We start from the raw sequence: 18,763 nt of genomic DNA on the forward strand, positions 1-18,763 counted from the left end.
GCGTGGGATCTGTCGGGCGCGTGGCTCTGGCTTCTCAGGTCCAGATACCGTTGCGCTGGGGAAAAGCTTGCGATTGTGCCGTGTTGTCGGCGCCGCCCGCAGCTGACGGGCGCAACACAGGCTCATGCAGGGGCTGAAAGCTCTGTGCCGTGGCCAGCGGCCAGTAGTTCTGGAAGACCTTGTGCTGGCGCTCCAGGTTCTGGAGCAGGCAGCCTGGTTCCACGCGCAGTATCAGGTTGGACAGCAGACTGACCTGGGTGTCGTCCAGCCGGCGCACGATATGGTGGGCCGTGATCTCGTTGGGATGCCTGAGGCCGGCGGCTTGAACCAGCTCCTGCAGCGCATGCAGGGTGTTGCGGTGGAAGTTGGCGACGCGCGTGGCCTTGTCCGGCACGACCAGCGCCTGCTGGCGCACGGTGTCTTGCGTCGTGACGCCCGTGGGGCAGGTGCCGGTGTGGCAGCTCTGGGCCTGGATGCAGCCCAGCGCCATCATGAAGCCGCGCCCCGAATTGCACCAGTCGGCACCCAGGGCCATCATGCGGGCAATGTCAAAGGCCGTGATGACCTTGCCTGCCGCACCGATCTTGATGCGCTGGCGCAGGTTCACGCCCAGCAGGGTGTTGTGCACCAGCAGCAGGCCTTCCTGCAGCGGCACACCCACATGGTCGACAAACTCCACAGGCGCTGCGCCCGTGCCACCTTCGGCGCCGTCTACGACTATGAAGTCGGGCGTGATATTGGTTTCCAGCATGGCCTTGACCATGGCAAACCATTCCCAGGGGTGACCGACGCAGAACTTGAAGCCCGTGGGCTTGCCGCCTGAAAGACGGCGCAGCCTGGCGATGAACTGCATCAGCTCCACAGGGGTGGAGAAAGCGCTGTGGCTGGAGGGCGAAATGCAGTCCACGCCAATCGGTATGCCGCGTGCTGCTGCAATTTCGGGAGTGACCTTGGCTCCGGGAAGCATGCCGCCATGGCCGGGTTTGGCACCCTGGCTGAGCTTGATCTCTATCATCTTGACCTGCGGATCGGTGGCGTTGGCGACGAATCTTTCTTCGCTGAACGTGCCGTCCGCATTGCGGCAGCCGAAATAGCCCGAAGCCACTTCCCAGATCAGATCGCCGCCATGCATGCGGTGGTACTGGCTGATCGAGCCTTCGCCCGTATCGTGGATGAAGCCGCCCATCTTCGCGCCCTGGTTCAGCGCCTGGATAGCGTTGCCCGACAGCGCGCCAAAGCTCATGGCCGAGATATTGAAGACGCTGGCGTGATAGGGGCGGGTGCAGGGATCCACCCCTTCGGCCGGTTGCTCCTGCGTGCCGCCAATCCAGAGGCGAAAGTCATGAGAGCTGAGCTTGGTGGGTTGCAGGGAGTGGTTGACCCACTCATAGCCCTGCTGACTCACGTCGAGCTGGGTGCCGAACGGCCGATTGTCGACCTGACCCTTGGCACGCTGATAGACCAGCGAGCGCTGGGCGCGCGAGAACGGCTGGGCCTCGGTATCGCCTTCGATGAAGTACTGACGAATCTCGGGGCGTATGAACTCGAAGATGAAGCGCATATGCCCCATGACGGGATAGTTGCGCAGTATGGCGTGCTGCTTTTGCAGCAGATCCCAGATGCCGAGAAGCACCAGCAGCAAAGACGCAATCAACCACCCAAGCCCCTTGCCTGCCGTGGTCAGCGTGTAGAGCGAAATGCCCAGCACGAGCGCGGAAATGAAGAGGGCGCCATAGCGCAGGGGCAGACTATTGAAGAAGCGATGCACTGCAGATACTCCCATGGCAGGGTGTGTTGATGGCGGCCCGCTAAAATTCAGCCTGTACGGGGGCATCCGTCCTGGATGCTTTGTCCCCTTGATCCATCGCCCGGCCCTGCACTTCGATAGTGATGAAATGGTTCGGGCCATCATAAAAGCCTTTCCCTATGCAAGAACAAGCACCTAACTCCGCCGCAGAAGACGCGGCTCTCGCCGACATGCCCGAGGGCGCGCTGAGCAATGATCAGCTCGAAGAGCTGGACGCGCTGCTCGACGAGTTGCGCACCCGCGGCGACGAAATTCCCCAGTGGGAATTCTGTGACGGTTTCCTGACCGCTCTGGTCTGCACGCGCCGTCCCATCGCCGCTGCCGAATACATGCCCATGTTGCTGGGCGATGGCGAAGCCCTGCAAGTGGCCGAAGGCCAGCCTCTGCCCAAGCTGGAAGCCTTCAAGGACGAGGCCCAGCAGGCACGTTTCATGGAGCTGTTCGAGCTGCGCCTGGCCGAAGTGCGCGAGCAACTGGACGCCGACATCAAGTCCCTGGCCGACGACGCGGCCTTCCAGCCCGAAGCGCTGGACACGCGTGGTGCCATCGCCATCCTGCCCGAAGCCGAACAGGCCGAGCTGGCCGGCGAAGAAGTGCCGTCGTTCTCTCAGGTCTGGGCGCTGGGTTTCATGTTCGTGGTGGAGAACTGGGCCGACGAATGGGCCGCGCCACGCGACAAGGAAGCAGCCCAGTTGCTGGACGCGGCCATGGAGTTCATCGTCAACCTGACCGAGGACGACACGGACGAGCCGGCTCTGAATCTGTACGACGAAGCCGGTCCTGCCTCGACCAGCCAGGAACGTGTGGATGCCTTTGGCGAAGCCATCTGGGCCGTGTATGACCTGTACCGTCTGTGGAAGAGCATGGGCCCACGCCAGGAAACCATCGTCAAGGGCGAGCAGCCCGGCCGTAACGACCCTTGCCCCTGCGGTAGCGGCAAGAAGTTCAAGAAGTGCCACGGAGCCTGACCAGAGCCATCGCCTGAGGCGCTTTGCGCTTTCCCCCAAGGGGCGCAGGGCGGTCTTTGCTTGCTGCCACCGAGTTAGGGTTGCAAAGGCCTTCTATAAAAGCGTCTCGGTTGTTGGGGAGCTCAAAAAGTCGCGCGATATTTGCGCAGGCATTTGCGTGCAGTGTGAGTTAGTGGGATAGATGACGCATTTAGGTGAACGCATACGCGCCCGGCGACAGGCGCTGGGTTTGAGTCAGGGACGCCTGGCGCAGATGGCGGATGTCACTGCATCCGCCATCTCGCAGATCGAGTCGGGAGCCATTCGCACTCTCAAGAATGACACGCTGGCAAGACTGGCCGTCGCGCTGCAGACCACGGCGCTGGAATTGATGGCAGGCCTGCATTCCGAGACCGCATCGCTACCCAGCGATGAGCAGCGCTTGCTCGACTCCTATAGAAAACTGCAGCCACCGCTGCAGGACATTGCTCTCAAATTGATTAAAGCTCTGCAGTGATTTCCGAATCACTTTATTGAGCAATCTCTTTTGTTTCAGAAAGGCCTGCTATCTGCAGGCCTTTTTGTTTTTTCATTTAAAAACAAGGGTTAACCCGATTATTGAATGTAGGATGAAATCTATTAATCTGTAGGAAATAAATGAAGATTGCGTAGATTGAACCGGAAGACATATGTGAGGGAAGAGTCAAGAAAATTGCAGATGCGTCTCGGTGTTTTGTGAAGTCTTTGTTTTTATTGGGGTTTTTCTGTGGGAGTACTCGCTTGCACATTGATTGAAATTGCCGGGAACTATGCTGCATAGTTGTTGATAGCTATTTCAAATATTTCAAGATGTTTCTGGCTTCGTAAGATTGGTTCCGCGGTGGTCGAAAACAGCCACAGCGATCTACAAACCTGATTGTTGAAGGAGCTAGTCATGAAAGACCAAATCATCAAATTCTGGCGTGATGAAGAAGGTGCAACGGCGATTGAGTATGGGTTGATTGCGGGGCTGATTGCTGCGGGTTTGGTTATTACCTTCACAGATTTAGGAGGTGCGCTGAAGACACTTTTCGAGAAGATTAAAGATGCGCTACCTCAAGCTACATCGTAAATTAAATTGAAATTAATGGGTTTGATATTTTTAATTTGGCTGCTTGTAGCTGCAGTGAATGATGCTTTAAGCAGGAAATGCTTTAATTGGATTGTGATATCGGGGGCATTAATTGCAGGGCTTTCTCTACTAATGTTCCCTGATTCACATCCTATAAGTATTGGTTATTTAGACTCCTTTTTCGGGGCTGTGGCTGCGTTTCTTGTACTTCTTGTTTTTTATAGAATGAAAATGATGGGGGCAGGCGATGTTAAATATGCGTTGGTACTGGGTCTTTGGGTTGGATGGAAATTGCTGCTTCCGATATGGGGCTTGAGTTGCATCTTCGCGATGGCTCACGGCTTAGTTGTTCGGAGTCATCTCAAGTATTTTTATGCTCCTGCATTGAATTGGGGCGATGGCACTCAGAAAAAAAATAGAAGATTCATCCCTTATGTGACTTATCTCTCCATGGCAACGGTAATTGTTCTGATGCTGAATAAATAGCAATAAGAAAGGAGGGGATTATGCAATTCAAAAGACAGCAAGGTGCGGCAGCAATTGAATTTGCTATTCTCTTTCCCATCTTCTTTCTGATCTTCTACGCCATCATTACTTATGGCCTGATCTTTGCTGCACAGCAGACTCTGACTTTGGCTGCCGCCGAAGGAGCAAGAGCCGCAGTGCGCTATCCAGCACCGTCCTCTGGCAGTTCGGCGACTAAGGAGAAGCAGTTGCTGGATCGTCTTGCTGCAGCCTGTGCCACTGCGGCATTGGCGACGGATTGGCTTTCCAAAATTGGTGCTGGCTTTGGCTCTACAGGATGTAGCGCAGGTGTCAGCGATGCTGCGGGGCTGTACGCCACCTCTGGTCTATGTGGCACGGGGTCTGCATCGTTCACTGCTTCCAACGATGCCAGCCTGGTGAACTGCGTGACCATGCAGGTGAACTACAACTACGCCTCTGCACCGCTGATCCCAAGGTTGCTGGGGCCTTTGTTGAGTCTGCCCACTCCCAATTTGTTGCGGGGAAAGGCGGTCGCACAGATTAGCTTGATTGACTGAAAACGATAAAGCCTTGCTCTTTCAGGCAAAGTAAGAAGAGGGAAATCTATGGTAAATGTCGCAAAGATCGCGGTCGGGGTTTTGCTGGCAGTGGCATTGGCTCTGGGCGTTTATGGATGGATGCTCGCCAGGGCTCCTCAGGCAGCGGACCCTCAGGCTTCAGCTTCCGCCAGCGACAGCAAATCCAATGCCGGCATGAGCGTGGTGGTGGCTGCACAGGCCATTCCGGCGGGTCAGGCACTCAAGACCGAGGATTTGCAGCTCACGCAGTTGCCTGCCAAACCCGACGGCGCTTATGGCGAGATTCAGGCAGCTGTTGGCTCCGTTCCTGCGGTGGATGTTCCCAAGGGCGCACCCGTACTCCAAGGACAGATGGTGACCGGCCTGGCGCTCAAGTTGTCGGAGGGGGAGCGTGCGGTCGCGGTCAAGGTCGACGAAAGCATTGGTGCTGGCAATCGCATACGCCCTGGGGACTTTGTCGATGTGTTCTTTGCGCTGCGTCGTGATGGCAATGAAATCGACCAAAGCCAGGCGCGTTTGCTGCTCTCGCGCAAGCGTGTGCTGGCCTATGGTGCGGCATCGGTGGACGCTCTGAGTTCGGCGGAGAAAACAGAGGGCAAGCAGGCCAATGGCCCCGACAATGCCCGAACTGCGGTGCTTGCGGTGCCGGTGGCCGAGGTTAATCAGTTGCTGCTGGGGGGCTCCAATGGCAGTCTGCTGCTGGCGTTGCGCAATCCCATGGATATGACAGAGCCGGATAGCGAGAAGTTTGCTCCACTGCCTGGCATATTGGCCGTCGCCATGGCCAAGGGGTCTGTTGCCGTTCCGCTGGAAGGTGCTGACGCAGCGCAGGCTGGTGTGGCCATGAGCAGCCTGGCCGGTTCTGCAGGCACTTCGGCTGCGCGCATGAATGCGGCCAAGCCCATGACAGCCGGGGTTGCCAAGCCAGCAGTGCCGCGCACACGTACCGCTTCCACAGACTCTTCCCTGCCCGTTGAATTCGTGCGTGGCGCCAACTCCCAAACCGTGCGGTATTGATCTATGAACAACAAGACTGTTTCAATCGCATCCCGCACCTTTTCGCTGAAGTCGCTGTATCTGCTCTGCAGCCTGTCCTTGAGTGTTGTCACTGTCCCGGCCCTTGCGCAGCAAGTGCCCAATGCGGGCGAAAGCAGAGCGCAGCAAGCGACAGCAGCCAGGGAAATCAAGCTGGTCATGGGCGCTCAGCATGAATTGAACCTGCCTGGCGGTGTGGAACGCATCGCAATCGGCGACGACACGATTGCGGCGGTGCATATCAAGCGCGCGGGCAAGGGTGCTGCCGCCAAGATTCTGCTGAGCCCGCTCAAGCCTGGCAGTACATCGTTCATGGTCTGGCCGCGCGGTGAAGCACAGGCGCAGACCTATATGCTCAATGTGCAGCAGCGAGTGGAATTGCGCACGGCCAAGGCCTCCAGCCTGATAGAACAGCAATTTGCCGGCGAGCTGGCGAATGCGCAGTTGGCCGACAAGGCCAAGACTGTCGATCTCTCCAGCGTTCAGCTCAAAAGCAATGTGGTGCAGGTCGATGTCAAGGTGGTCGAGTTCAACAAGACCCAGATGAAGAAGGTGGGCCTCAACCTGTTCAGCACGGCGCCCAACAGCTCGGGCTTCAGCTTTGGTATTTTTGGACGCGGGTCCTATGGCACTGGCGGCGGAAGTTCCACCACAGGCGCGGCAGCAAACCCTTTGACCCAGGCCTTCAACTTGCTGATGCAGTTCGATAAGGCCGGAATTGGCGTCAACATCGGCATGCTTGAAGGCAACAATTTGGCGCGAGTGCTGGCGGCTCCAACGCTGGTGGCTCTGTCGGGTCAGAGTGCTAATTTCTTGTCGGGCGGGGAAGTGCCGGTTCCCGTACCTGCGGGTACGGGTATGGTGGCCATTCAGTACAAGCCTTACGGCATTGGCTTGACGGTCTCACCCACGGTGCTGTCCAACGATCGCATCGTGCTCAAGGTGGCGCCCGAGGCCAGCGAGCTGGACTATGCCAACACCATTGTTCTGAACAGCGCGACTGTTCCGTCCATTACCACCCGCCGTGCCGATACGACGGTGGAGCTGGGTGACGGCGAGAGTTTTGTGATTGGCGGACTGGTCAGTCGCAACACCACATCAGGTACCGACAAGGTTCCTTTGCTGGGCGATATTCCGATTCTGGGCGTGCTGTTCAAGCGTCAGGAGTTTCAGCAAAAGGAGAGCGAGCTGGCGATCGTGGTGACGCCGCGCCTTGTCAAACCGCTGGCGCGCGATGTGAATGTGGAGCCGCTGCTGCCTGGGCGCACCGAGCAGCGTGATCCTGCGGTGTGGGGTCCATGGGTGGCGGGTGGCCTGTCGTCCAGCGTGGCGCCAGGCTTCTCGCGCTGAGTGTCTGGGTAGAGGCATGAATATGCGCATGGACTCATCCCAACTCAATACCGCACAGCCAGGGGCGGTGAGCGGCAATGCGCGCGTGGTGCTGGTGACCCAGTCGCCATCGCACGCTTTCTGGCTGGCGAGTGTTCTGGGTAGCGATGCTGAAGTGATACCGGTGGCAGGCGATCTGGCTGCGCTTCACACTGCAATTTCGGCGCCTGGGCTTGGCGTGGTGATCGTGGATTTCTCGGCTCCCATGACGGAGGCTGCCATCGTCCTGGTCGGCGATCTGCGCGCCAGCTTTCCAGGTGTGGTGATCATGGGGTCCGGCTCTGCTGTCGAGCCCGCTTCCATGCGTGCTGCCCTGCGCTGTGGGGTGGCTGAATTCATTGACTGGGATGCGTCCGAAGGCGAGGCCAATGCGGCCATCAGGCATCAGATGCATGCACGCCGTCAGCTGCCTGCGGCTGTGGCGCTGGAGCCGGAGCCGGAGCCGGAAACCAAAGGTTTCTCCCTGCCTTTGCTGGGGGCACGTGTAGGGATGGGGGTGACTACGCTGGCAACACATCTCGCCGTGATGTTCCAGGAGATGCATGCCTATGACATGCGAGGTAGCAAGAACAGAAAGCAGATTGCCAGGCCTTTTGGCGCAAGTCAGTTGCCGCTGGATGAGTCTGCACATGCGGCGTTGCTGGATCTGGGCTTGCCTGCACGCGATGGCTTGCTGTATCTGGGCATCGCGGGTGACTTCAGTTTTGTGGATGCGGTTCAGAATACGCGCCGCCTGGACGCGACATTGATCGAATCGGCCTTTGCCAAGCACGCCACGGGCACAGTGACTCTGGCCTGGCCTTCCGATCTGGGCATGCTGCGCGAAGTCAGCCCTGCGGCTGCAGCGGGCGTAGTCAACACGCTCAAGAGCTTGCTTGGGGTGCAGGTGATCGATCTGGGCGGCATGGTGCAGGCTGATTTTCTGGCGCCTTTGCTGCGCGAGAGCGGACAGGGCTGGGTGGTTTGTGACCAGTCGCTGGGAGGCATTGTGTCTACGGCACAGATGCTCAAGGAGCTTGATGCCAAGGGCGTGAGTCGCAGCACGCTCAAACTGGTGCTTAACCGATTCAATGCGCAAGCCGGCCTGCCCGCCAAAGAGGTCGCACAGCGCCTTGGCCTGGAATTGCTGCACGTGGTGCCGGATCGATCCACGGTTTTGCTGAATGCCGCCAGCTGTGGCCAGTTGTTGTCGCAGTCGCTGCGCGGTGATCCCTATGTGACCTGTGTCAGAAGCATGGCCAGAGCATTGCTCAGCGGAACGGTTGCGGCCAACAAGGTCGCGGCGCCAGCATCGGGCGTTCTGGGGCAATGGGCCAAGCGATTGAGGAGAGGCGAATGAGCATGGATATTGTTTTCGCCGAAAAAGGCAGTCATTTTTCGGACTCGAAGCAACTGCTGCTGATCAAGAACGTTGCACACGAGCATTTGCTGACGCGTGTGGAGGAGCTGGGCGCGGTGTTTGCCAAATGGTCAACCAGTCGTGTGCGCCAGTTTGTACACCAGGAACTGGAGCAGTTTGTGCGTCAGCAGCGGTTTCCCGTCAATGACGAGGAGGTGCAATGGATTGCGCAGGCTCTGAACAAGGAGCTGTCGGGGCTGGGGCCGCTTGATGACCTGATGGCTGACCCGGAAGTTGAGGACATTCTGATCAACGGCTATCAGCGCGTCTTTGTCTCGCGAAAGGGCATTTTGCAGCAGGAGGCCCTGCACTTCACCGACAACGCTCATGTGCTGCGCATCGTGCGCCGCATCATTTCCCCGCTGGGCCGCCGCCTTGATGAATCCACGCCCATGGTCGATGCGCGTTTGCCGGACGGCGGGCGTATCAATGTGGTGATAGAGCCGCTGTCGCTGGACGGGCCGGCAGTTTCGATACGCAAGTTTCGCAATGATCCGCTGCGGGTTCAGGATCTGGTCGATTTCGGCACCATGGACGAAGGCATGGCCCGCCTGCTGGAGCTGGCGGTGCGCGAGCGCTGCAATATTCTCATAAGCGGCGGCACCAGTTGCGGCAAGACCTCCATGCTCAATGCGATTGCAGGCTTCATCCCCGGCAATGAGCGGGTGGTGACGATTGAGGATACAGCCGAGCTGACGCTGCCTCATCCGCATGTGGTGCGCATGGAAAGCCGCCCCGGTGGTTTTGAAGGCGCCGGAGTGGTTTCCATACGGGATCTACTGCGCAACAGCTTGCGCATGCGCCCGGATCGCATTGTGGTGGGCGAGGTGCGCGGTGCGGAAGTGCTCGAGATGTTGCAGGCCATGAATACCGGTCACGACGGCTCCATGGCCACGATCCACGCCAGCTCTCCTCGGGAGTGTCTGCACCGCATGGAGATGCTTGCGGGCTTTGCGGGCTTTCAGGGCAGCGAGGTCAGCCTGCGCCGCCAGATTGCCAATGCGCTCGATTTCATCGTGCAGATCAGCCGCCTGCCCAATGGCAAGCGGCGCATCACATCGATCACCGAAGTCACGGGCATCATCGATAGCGTGATTGCCACCCAGGAGCTCTATCGTCACGAGCTGCTGCCCCAGAATGATGGAGAGGATCTGGAGCGTTGGACCACGCTGGGCATGGTGCCGCATACGCCCAAGCTGACGCGCTATCGCGCGGTGCTGCAGCACGCCGGAGGCAACGGCGCAAACCATGCGGGACTGCGCCATGGCTAGCAATGCGTTTTTGCTCCTGAGTCTGGCGCTGCTGATTGCGGCTGCCGCGATTGCGCTGTGGATGCTTGCCAGCCGGCAGCAGAAGACGCGCCGTATGACCAGGCATCTGGAGCAGAGCCTGGAAAAAAGCGCAGCCGCTGCGGCCGGGTTTGCTACAAAGGATGCAGCGGCATCGGCTTTTGATGGCTCGGCGGCGGATGCCTTACTGGGCAACGAGAAAAGAACAGGCTGGCCGGTTCCCGCCATTTTGTTGGGGACGGTCGGTGCCGGAATTTTCTATGGCAGTCTGGCCTTGATTGTCGCGGCGTTTCTGATCGTTGGCTTTGCTGTTGGCTGGCTGGCTGGTAGTGCAGCGCTGGTGGTGCTGGGAATTGGCTTTTTCTTTTTGCTTTTCACGCGGGCACAGAAGTACCGCACCAGGCTCACGCAGCAGTTGCCCGGCTTTCTCGACAACACGGTGCGCCTGGTGACCATTGGCAACTCCGTTCAGGCAGCCTTCCAGATGGCTGCAGCCAGCACCAAAGACCCGTTGCAGTCGGTCATGGAAAAAGCCGCCAGTCTGGCCCGCGCGGGCATGGATCTGGAAAATGCGGTGACCCATGTAGCGAGGCAGACCAGGCTGGACGAGTTGCACTTGCTGGCAGCTATTCTGCGCATCAGCGTGCGTTATGGGGGGCGGGTCGATCTGCTGCTGGAACGTGTGGCCAATTTCATGCGCGACCGCGAACAGGCCGAGCAGGATCTCTCTGCCATGACGGCCGAAACGCGATTGTCTGCCTGGGTGTTGAGCCTGCTGCCGGTGGCCGTGGGCTGTCTGATCATTTCCTTTAACGCGAGCTACTTTTTGAATATGTGGAATGACGCCAGTGGCCGCAACATCATATGGGCAGCAGTTGCTTTGCAGGTCTTTGGTGTGCTGCTGCTCTACCGCATGGCCAAGCTCGATGAGGGGGCAGATTGATGGAGACATCCCGTCTTTTGCTGATGCTGAGCGTGGCATTTCTGGCCTTGGCGGCGTTGATCGGAGCGGCTTTGATTGCCTATGCACATCAGCGCCGTGAGCGCAGCAGTCAGGTGGTGCAGGATGCACTGAGCCGCAGCGGCGCGGCTGCGGCGAATGAGGCTGCTACGCCTGCCAGGCCCGCAGATCTGCTGCGCTCGCTCAATGGCGATGGCGAGCTGCCTGCGCACTGGCTCAATACCTCGCTTGGCAAGGCGTTGGTTGCTCAGGAAGACCGCATTTTGCTGGGCAAATGCGGCTGGGGGTCGACTCGCGCGCAGCTGCAATACCTGATAGCGCGTTGCGTGGTCTCTGTATTGCTTGTACTGCTTGCTGCCTTTGTTTTCTCGGGCAGCAAGCAATTTCTGCTCTACCTGTTTGCTGCGTTCGCCATAGGTTTTCTGCTTCCCAAATGGGTGCTGCGCAGCGTGGCTGGCCGCCGCAGGGCCAGCGTCGCCCGCGAGCTGCCTTTGCTCGTCGATTTGCTGGGCTTGCTGCAAGGCACGGGCATGAGTCTGGACCAGACTCTGCAGGTCATAGGCTCTGACTTTGGCAACGTCATGCCCGTGCTTTCGCGAGAGATAAAACTGGCCAACCAGCAGTACAGCCGGGGCAGCACGCGTGAGCGTTCCTTTGGGCGCATGAGCGAGGTCTATCAGAACGACAACCTGGCCAATCTGACATCACTGATGATTCAGATCGACAGATACGGCGGAGCCGTGCAGGAGCCGCTGCGCATTTTTGGCGAACGTCTGCGCGAGCAGCGCAAGGCCAAGATGAAGGAGTTGATAGGAAAGATCTCGGTCAAGATGACTGCCGTCATGGTGGTCACGTTGCTTCCGGCCTTGATCATCATTACCGCCGGACCGGGGTTCCTTGCCGTGATCCGGGCGCTGGGAGGGATGACGAAATGAAAAAAGAAAGCCGATATCTGATGCTGCCATTGGCCGCTGCAACCATGGCCCTGCTGTCGGGCTGCTCCAGCATGGGTAATCTGCTGGGGCAGAACCAGCCCGTGTTGTCGCCCGCAGCCAAGGCCGCAGCAGACAGGCCGCTGGAGAAGGAGGCGGTGGTCGACACGCAGGACACCTACCTCGCGCTGGTCAAGCAGATGCAGTCCAAGTCGCTCTGGTATGCCTCCATTGCGCACCTGGATGCGCTGGACAAGCAGTGGGGAGCTTCCAGCGATTCGCGGCTGTTGCGCGCCGATGCATTGCGTCAGGTGGGGCAGCTCAGTGCGGCCATCCCCATTTACCAGGGCCTGCTGGGCAGCGCCAAGGACGGAGCCGCACGCTACGGCCTGGGCCGTGTGGCCGCAGAGCAGGGCGACTTTCGCAGTGCCGCTCTGCAGATGGAGCAGGCGCGCATGAGCAATCCCGTGGACTCGCGCCTGTTGACCGATCTGGGCTATGCCTATCTGCGTGCGCGTGATCTGAATGCAGCGCGCATCCCCCTGATGCAGGCGGCGCAGCTCAACCCCGAGGACGCTCAGGCCAGTGTCAATCTGAGTCTGTTCATGATGGTCAGCGGCCAGGGCGCACAGGCCGAGGAGTTCATGCGCCAGCGCAAGCTGGATGCACAGACCCAGCAACTGGTCAAGGAGCAGGCCGGGGAGTGGTTGAGGACTGCAAGCCTGGCCGCGGCAAAGCCTGCCGCAGCTGCGACCGGCAAGGTCGTCAACCTCTCCCGTCCGGAAGTGAAGACCGCGCCCGAGGCCGTGGCCAGCTCCGGGAAATCCGCCGAAGTGCCGGAGCCCGCTGCAGTGCAGGAGGCGCCCACTGCAAAAAAGCCCGCACCGGAGCCTGAAGCCGCAAAGGCTCCGGTGGTGGTAGTCAAGGCAGCGGAGTCTGTGCAGCCTCCTGCTCAAACGTCCCAGTCCCCGCTGCCGCTGCCCGCGGCTGCGCCCATGATGGTGCGGAATGTGGAGCGGGGGCCCAGCGGTGGTCAGTGGATGGTCTCTGGCGGCAGCTTTGATGCAGGACGGCCGCGTCACCCTGGTCAGGGGGCGAGCCAATTGATGCCGGCAGCTCCGCAAACCTATGCCTACGTGCCGCCTGTGCCTGTGCAGACAATAGCTGCTCCTGTCGATGTAGCGGCTGCCGCGCCATTGGAAAGGGTTTCAGAGTCGAAGAAGTCTGAAGCGGCCATAATTAAAGCGCAACAAGCTCCTGTATTGATGGCAAAAATGGCGCCACCCCTGGAGGTGGCCGTGGCGACGGCTTCTCAGTCCGCGAAGCAGGAGACGCCCAAGTCTGCACAGCCTCTACTTACCGAGGCGATGCCCGTAAAACTGCAGCAGACGCAGGCGGTACCGGCTCCGCGCGCCGAGCCTGCACCGCAGCCCGTGATCTCGCGCCCGACAAGATCGGCGCCGGAGGCTGCGGTGGTGATGGCTGCGGCACATCCTGCCGCCGTTCGCCAAGCCGGTGAATTCGGTAGCAAACAGGCCGTGCAAGCCCTGCTGCCCCAGCGAACGGCGGCGAGTGGCTTGTTTTTCGAGACACCTGATGAAGATGCCGGCAGCAAGCCTGCAGCTTCTGCCAAGAAGAGCGCGCCCGAGCGTGCCTGGCCCTGAACCTTCAAGGAGTCCCCATGAATACGCAGACAGCATTCACCCAACGGGCCCGCGCATTCACCCTGGCGTTGATGGCTCTCGGCATGGCCTCGGCCGCCTTGGCGCAGGCCAGCAGCAATACCGGCATCGGCACGGGCGTGACCAATATGAGTGCGCCCCGAAGTGCGGCAGCGATGCCTGCAGCATCTGCGCAGGCTGCAGTGACGCAGACACCGGCTCCAGGCAATGCCTCTCTGACACAGCCTGCAAGCAATCGGGTGGGCGATGCCACCAGCTATCTGCTGGCGCTGCAGGCCAGTGGCCAGTACGCATCGCGCAATGCCTATCCCGTGACAAGCGATGTGGCCCAGCGCAGCTATCAGCGCTATCTGGAGAGCTTTACCCACAAGATCCCGGAAAGCACGGAAACACAGGTGAGCAGTAAAGCCGGCGGCAGCCGTTAGGTGGCCAAAGAGGTTCTTGCATGCAGTCATTTGCAACAGGCCTGAGCCGTACTCGCATTCGTCGCCAATCGGGCTCTGTGGCGACGCTGGGGGCGTTGTGGCTGATGATTGCCGTGATCTGCCTGGCAACCATCGATATCGGCAATGTGTTCTGGCAGAAGCGTGAGCTGCAGAAGATTGCGGATCTGGCTGCCCTGGCGGGGGCCCAGGGCGAAACCCCAGCAGCCTGCCAAGCGAATGCGGCTCGTATCGCGACATTGAACGGGATGACGGGTGTGCCGCAGGTTGAATGCGGGAACTGGACCCCAAGTCCCGGGGTGGCCGATACCAGGACGTATTTTGTGAATGGGGCCAGCCCCTTGAATGCTTCCTGTGTGACCGTTGCGCGAACGGTGCCGTATTTGTTCCTGTTTTCAGTAACTGCCGCGAATGGCCGTCAGGTCAAAGCCGTTGCAACTGCGGCGCGAAGCAGGCCGTTGGCACAGCTGAGAATCAGAAGCACCTTGCTCGTCATCGACGATAAGAAATCGGCCATTTTGAATCCGATCATTGGCGGTTTGTTGGGGGGGAATTTGAATATTCAGGCAGTGGGCTGGAACGGTCTGGCCAATGCCCATGTTTCCCTGCTCGATTTCTTCAAGGAATTGGGTGGGAAAAAAGGACTCATAGATATCAATGCGACCGTTATTGATTACGAGAAGATATTGGATGCACCCATTTCGGCTCTGGATGTGGTCAACGTTATGCTGACGCTTTTCCAAAGGCCGATTTCCAATGGAGACTCTGCCTCCGCAGTCAATGCGGCGATTACCGCACTGAATGCCGTGATTGCAGCCAACATATCCAATGTGCAGATCACGCTTAGAAAAATATTGAATGTCAGTTCAGGCTTGCCGGAAGCTGCATTGCAGACGCAACTGAACGCCTTGAACATCATCCAGCTGCTGGCTCAGGTTTCAGGACAGAAGAATGGAGTGGCCGTCAAGGGAAATGCACTGGATATTCCAGGAGTGGCTGGCGTGAAGCTCAACCTGAAGGTGATCGAGCCGCCTCAGGCATCGGTGATTGCCGCCTTGCCCACCACCAGTGTATCCTCTTATGCCAATGCTGCAGTAGCGGTGAAGACCGCCCAGATTCAAGCACTGATATCGGTAGATCTAAAGGTGCTGGACGGCTTGTCCGGGCTCGTCAATGCACTGGGCGGTTTGATTGGCTTGCTGACCAGTGTCTCGCCTCAGCTGACAACGCTGCCCACCCGGTTCGATGTGCAGGTCGAAGGGGTTGGGGCGCAAGCTTGGGTTGAGAATGGTCAATGCTTGCCCACCAGGAGGATGAGGGTCCATGCCGAAACCTCGGTGGCCAAGATCCGGTTCGGGCGGTTCGGCAACTCTGCTGATGAGGCATTCACGAATGCCTTCAGCAAGAACCCATCGAGCTATCTGCAGCCCTTCAAGATTATCGATATAGGCCGCCAGATTTTACTTTCCAGAGAGGCCGGCTATTACGGGGGAATAGGATTGAAGATTGACTCCTCTGAGGCCTTGAAAGATTCCAAGATATTCGATTTGAGTGCGCCCGACAGCCTGCTTTCCTTGAACAGCAACAATGAAGCATTTCAGAAATTCAGCATGAAGGGTTTGATAGCCAGCTTGCAGGGACTGTTTGGCAACAACAAGATCGAAGTCATTCAGCCTCCGTCCGGCAGCGATATCTTGGCCGGGCTGCTGGATCTTGTTACCAAGCTGGTTGCGGAAATTCTCAAAACATTGTCCACAGTGATTGCGCAAATCCTGGCACCTCTGCTGGACCCCGTATTGAATCAGCTCCTGGGACTTCTCGGGATCGATCTGGCGCAGGCCGAGTTGGAGGGGCGCATGGACTGCGGAACGGTTGCGCTGGTCTATTAGTGGCAATCAACGCAGGTTCTCAAGAACCGTCTTCAAGATGTGCGACATCGTTTCCAGACGAATCCGGGCCCGTGATCCCTGCAGATTCAGTCGCATGCTGTAGATCGATTGGCCCAGACCCCAGCCCACCCACACCGTCCCCACAGGCTTTTCGGCAGAGCCTCCGCTCGGGCCTGCAACCCCCGTCACGGCAATGCTGACCTGGGCGCGTGAATGACGGATGGCGCCTTCAGCCATGGCGCGCACGACTTCCTCGCTGACGGCGCCGTGCCTTGCGATCAGCTCGGCAGGCACGCCCAGCATCTCGGTCTTGGCCTCGTTGGAGTAGGTCACGAAACCACGCTCGAACCACTGGCTGGAGCCTGCGAGATCGGTGCAGGCTGCGGCAATCATGCCGCCGGTGCAGCTTTCGGCAGTGACCAGCATCCAGCCTTTTTCGGTCAGTCTGGCCGCCAACTGCTGAACCAGTTCTTCGATATTGGCTTCTTGCTTGCTCATCGTCTCCTCCAGGAATCACGCGGTCAGAAGAAATGCCGCCAGAGGGCCACGACCAGCAGGGTGCAGAAGGCGGCTACCAGGTCATCCCACATGATTCCCCAGCCGCCGCGCGGGCCGAAGCCTTTGAACAGGCGGTCGGCCCATTTGACGGGCTGGGGCTTGACGGCATCAAAAAAGCGGAACAGTGCAAAGCAGGCCAGCTGACCCCAGAAGCCCATGGGCATGCACAGCCACAGAACGATCCACATGGCGACCACTTCGTCCCAGACGATATGGCCGGGGTCGGCCACGCGCATATGTTTTGCGGTGACGGTGCAGGCCCACCAGCCTACGGGAATGCTGGCGGCAATCAGCCAGCCGATCTGTGCCGGGCTCAGCCACAGTGCCAGCACCAGATAGGCCAGCCAGGCCCACAGGCTGCCCACCGTGCCGGGGGCGACGCGGGGCAGGCCGGAGCCAAAGCCCAGAGCAATCAGATGGGCCGGGTGTTGCAGCATGAACTTCACGCTGGGGTGGGCGATTCCCGCCGCACTCATGCTGGGGCGTGCTTTGTTATTGATAGCTGCTTGCGCAATATCGGCAGGTGCTGCAGCGCTGTTTGATGAGTCATCCGTCATGGCGTGATGATACGCGCTGCCTTATTGCAGGCCGGTAATGGGCTGGTTTTCGGGGAAGCGGATCTGGTGCGTGGCCTGGAACTGGGCCGTGCTGCGGGCGGCCAGATTCTGCTCCCAGGCAACCATGCCGTTTTCCGCATTCCAGCTGGTGGTGGCAGGCTGCGGGCTGTATTGCGACTGGACCTTGATCTGCTCATTGCGCGAAACAGGGGCCGAGTCCAGCACCTGCAGCGCGATGGGCTGGTTGTGACGGTTTTCGACGGCGTAGTTGCGCACGATGCTGCGCTCGGTCTTGCTGCTGACCCAGCTGCCGCTGCCGGTATGACTTTGCGCTGGCAGGCGGCGTACCACGACGTTGTCATCGCGGCCAAAAGACAGCCCTTGCGCCAGCGCCTGGGCGTTGCCAAAGTCCAGTCTGCCATTGCCAACCAGCGCCTCGTCACGGAACAGTGCTACCGGGCCCGCCGGCCAGATGCCTGGCGGAGCCTGCAGCGTGGCAATCAGATAGGCCGCTTCTTCCATGGCCGGCGCGGTGCGGGTCAGCAGGCTGGTGGCGAGATTTTCCTGGCCTAGCGACAGCGTGATGCGCTCGGCGCTGGAGGGCACGCTGATCTTGTACGGCACGATGAATTGCGTGCTGTAGGCCGTGTTGATGCTGGAGACATCGAGCACCGGCAAGTCCGGTGCTGCTGCCTCTTCGCGCATTGCCCTGGCTCCGCCGCGCGCCATCATGGCGATGGGGGCTGGTGCCGGAGCGGCGGGGGGCAGTGGCTGGGCGATATCCACCGTCCAGGGGCGCGGCATGACACCCTGGGTGCTGCGGCTGGGTTGGCCGGTGGACAGGCGCAGGCGCACATTGCTCCAGTCCTCGCCACTGGCCTGCACGACCAGGGCCTGGCGCTCCAGCTGCACCTGCTGCTTGGTGGTGTTCAACTGAGCGCGGTAGCTGGGCTGCCAGCTGGGGCCGCGCACGTGATAGCTCAGGCGCACATTGGCAGCGCGTGCGCTGGCCAGCTGCACGCTGACTTTCATGACCTGAGACTGCTCGGAGCCCGTGCGGTCACGCTCCTGGCGCAGAGGCTGCAACTGCGCCAGCAGGTCCTGCTTCTGGCGCTGAATCTGGTGGGCACGCAGGCTGTTGTCACGGCTGGTCTGGCGCAGGGCCTGGCTGGTGCCGGCGATCTGCGCGGGGCTGATTCGGGCTTCGTCGCCGGGCTTGCTCATGCCCTGCAGAAAATCGCCCACCAGCCTGGCTGCTCCTTCCTCGGCCTCGATGTTCGCGAGCTGATCTTCGAGGGCGCGAATCTGCTGGTCCAGCGGACTGGTGCACTCCTTGGCAGCCATCTGCCTGGATTGCATCAGGGTCTTGATCTCACCCACGCGCACGCCTTCGTCTCCGCTGATCTGCAGGCTTTGCGTATCCACGCTGGCGGGCAGGCATTCAAAGCTGAGCAGGCGGGTCTGGGCTTCGATGCGTGCCTCGCGCTGTACGGCGGCGATGCCGGGATAGAGCGTGACTTCGGTGATGGGCGCGCGATTGCCCGAGACACTGAGGCTGCTGGCGTCGGCCAGGGCGAGCCCGGGCAAAGCAGCTGCGACACAGACCATGGATACGGGCAGAAGACGGCTTGAACGCATTGGGCAGCTCTTGTGGATAGCGAGGGCTTGAGCTTAACCCAGGGCTCTTGGCGCGCCGCTTG

The 18,763-nt window shown here is 59.7% G+C and carries 18 protein-coding genes; 14 read left to right on the top strand and 4 right to left on the bottom strand.

From position 1 onward, the window contains the following. Positions 1-34: 34 nt before the first annotated feature. A complete protein-coding gene (locus tag EIC84_RS08575; RefSeq protein ID WP_034362839.1) occupies positions 35-1,783 on the bottom strand; it encodes an FMN-binding glutamate synthase family protein in 1,749 nt (582 codons plus the stop codon). 194 nt (positions 1,784-1,977) lie between these two features. On the opposite strand from EIC84_RS08575, the gene EIC84_RS08580 reads away from it, so the two are divergent. The 14 genes from EIC84_RS08580 to EIC84_RS08645 all read left to right on the top strand — a co-directional run bounded on the left by EIC84_RS08580 (position 1,978) and on the right by EIC84_RS08645 (position 15,948). Further along, positions 1,978-2,775 carry a YecA family protein gene (locus tag EIC84_RS08580; protein ID WP_003068296.1) on the top strand — a complete coding sequence of 266 codons (798 nt, stop codon included), beginning with the start codon at positions 1,978-1,980 and terminating at the stop codon, positions 2,773-2,775. 181 nt (positions 2,776-2,956) lie between these two features. After that, positions 2,957-3,271 (top strand): helix-turn-helix domain-containing protein, encoded by a 315-nt coding sequence (locus EIC84_RS08585; protein WP_034355129.1) that lies wholly within the window; start codon positions 2,957-2,959, stop codon positions 3,269-3,271. A gap of 417 nt (positions 3,272-3,688) precedes the next feature. After that, on the top strand, positions 3,689-3,865 hold the full coding sequence (locus EIC84_RS08590; RefSeq protein ID WP_003068300.1) for a Flp family type IVb pilin: 177 nt from the start codon (positions 3,689-3,691) through the stop codon (positions 3,863-3,865). A 15-nt stretch (positions 3,866-3,880) separates the two neighbouring features. After that, positions 3,881-4,351, top strand: a complete 471-nt coding sequence (locus EIC84_RS08595) for a prepilin peptidase (RefSeq protein WP_080554222.1) — start codon at positions 3,881-3,883, stop codon at positions 4,349-4,351. A gap of 20 nt (positions 4,352-4,371) precedes the next feature. Then, positions 4,372-4,908 (top strand): TadE/TadG family type IV pilus assembly protein, encoded by a 537-nt coding sequence (locus EIC84_RS08600; RefSeq protein ID WP_003068301.1) that lies wholly within the window; start codon positions 4,372-4,374, stop codon positions 4,906-4,908. A gap of 48 nt (positions 4,909-4,956) precedes the next feature. After that, positions 4,957-5,946, top strand: a complete 990-nt coding sequence (gene cpaB, locus EIC84_RS08605) for a Flp pilus assembly protein CpaB (RefSeq protein ID WP_003068303.1) — start codon at positions 4,957-4,959, stop codon at positions 5,944-5,946. Positions 5,947-5,949: 3 nt separating this feature from the next. After that, positions 5,950-7,314 (top strand): type II and III secretion system protein family protein, encoded by a 1,365-nt coding sequence (locus EIC84_RS08610; RefSeq protein ID WP_003068305.1) that lies wholly within the window; start codon positions 5,950-5,952, stop codon positions 7,312-7,314. Between the two features lie 28 nt (positions 7,315-7,342). Next, positions 7,343-8,692, top strand: a complete 1,350-nt coding sequence (locus EIC84_RS08615; RefSeq protein ID WP_237704500.1) for a histidine kinase — start codon at positions 7,343-7,345, stop codon at positions 8,690-8,692. Next, positions 8,689-10,023 carry a CpaF family protein gene (locus EIC84_RS08620; RefSeq protein ID WP_003068308.1) on the top strand — a complete coding sequence of 445 codons (1,335 nt, stop codon included), beginning with the start codon at positions 8,689-8,691 and terminating at the stop codon, positions 10,021-10,023. Before EIC84_RS08615 ends, EIC84_RS08620 begins: the two co-directional genes overlap by 4 nt. Then, a complete protein-coding gene (locus EIC84_RS08625; RefSeq protein WP_034362901.1) occupies positions 10,016-10,984 on the top strand; it encodes a type II secretion system F family protein in 969 nt (322 codons plus the stop codon). The genes EIC84_RS08620 and EIC84_RS08625 overlap by 8 nt, the downstream gene beginning before the upstream one ends. After that, positions 10,984-11,937, top strand: a complete 954-nt coding sequence (locus tag EIC84_RS08630; protein ID WP_034362843.1) for a type II secretion system F family protein — start codon at positions 10,984-10,986, stop codon at positions 11,935-11,937. The genes EIC84_RS08625 and EIC84_RS08630 overlap by 1 nt, the downstream gene beginning before the upstream one ends. Continuing rightward, the gene (locus EIC84_RS08635; RefSeq protein WP_003068314.1) at positions 11,934-13,598 is read left to right on the top strand and encodes a tetratricopeptide repeat protein; all 1,665 of its coding nucleotides are present in this window, start codon (positions 11,934-11,936) and stop codon (positions 13,596-13,598) included. The genes EIC84_RS08630 and EIC84_RS08635 overlap by 4 nt, the downstream gene beginning before the upstream one ends. A gap of 17 nt (positions 13,599-13,615) precedes the next feature. After that, the gene (locus EIC84_RS08640; protein WP_003068316.1) at positions 13,616-14,041 is read left to right on the top strand and encodes a DUF3613 domain-containing protein; all 426 of its coding nucleotides are present in this window, start codon (positions 13,616-13,618) and stop codon (positions 14,039-14,041) included. Positions 14,042-14,061: 20 nt separating this feature from the next. Further along, on the top strand, positions 14,062-15,948 hold the full coding sequence (locus EIC84_RS08645; RefSeq protein WP_003068318.1) for a TadG family pilus assembly protein: 1,887 nt from the start codon (positions 14,062-14,064) through the stop codon (positions 15,946-15,948). 6 nt (positions 15,949-15,954) lie between these two features. Here EIC84_RS08645 and EIC84_RS08650 read toward each other — a convergent pair whose 3' ends face one another. The 3 genes from EIC84_RS08650 to EIC84_RS08660 are packed head-to-tail and all read right to left on the bottom strand — an operon-like array spanning position 15,955 to position 18,701. After that, on the bottom strand, positions 15,955-16,446 hold the full coding sequence (locus EIC84_RS08650; RefSeq protein ID WP_003068320.1) for a CinA family protein: 492 nt from the start codon (positions 16,444-16,446) through the stop codon (positions 15,955-15,957). Positions 16,447-16,469: 23 nt separating this feature from the next. Next, positions 16,470-17,063, bottom strand: coding sequence for a phosphatidylglycerophosphatase A (locus EIC84_RS08655; RefSeq protein ID WP_003068322.1), 594 nt, complete (start codon positions 17,061-17,063; stop codon positions 16,470-16,472). Positions 17,064-17,084: 21 nt separating this feature from the next. Next, positions 17,085-18,701, bottom strand: coding sequence for a DUF4139 domain-containing protein (locus EIC84_RS08660; RefSeq protein WP_003068324.1), 1,617 nt, complete (start codon positions 18,699-18,701; stop codon positions 17,085-17,087). Positions 18,702-18,763 lie beyond the last annotated feature (62 nt).

This window comes from Comamonas sp. A23, from assembly GCF_004522605.1.
Classification (GTDB): Bacteria; Pseudomonadota; Gammaproteobacteria; order Burkholderiales; family Burkholderiaceae_C; genus Comamonas; species Comamonas thiooxydans.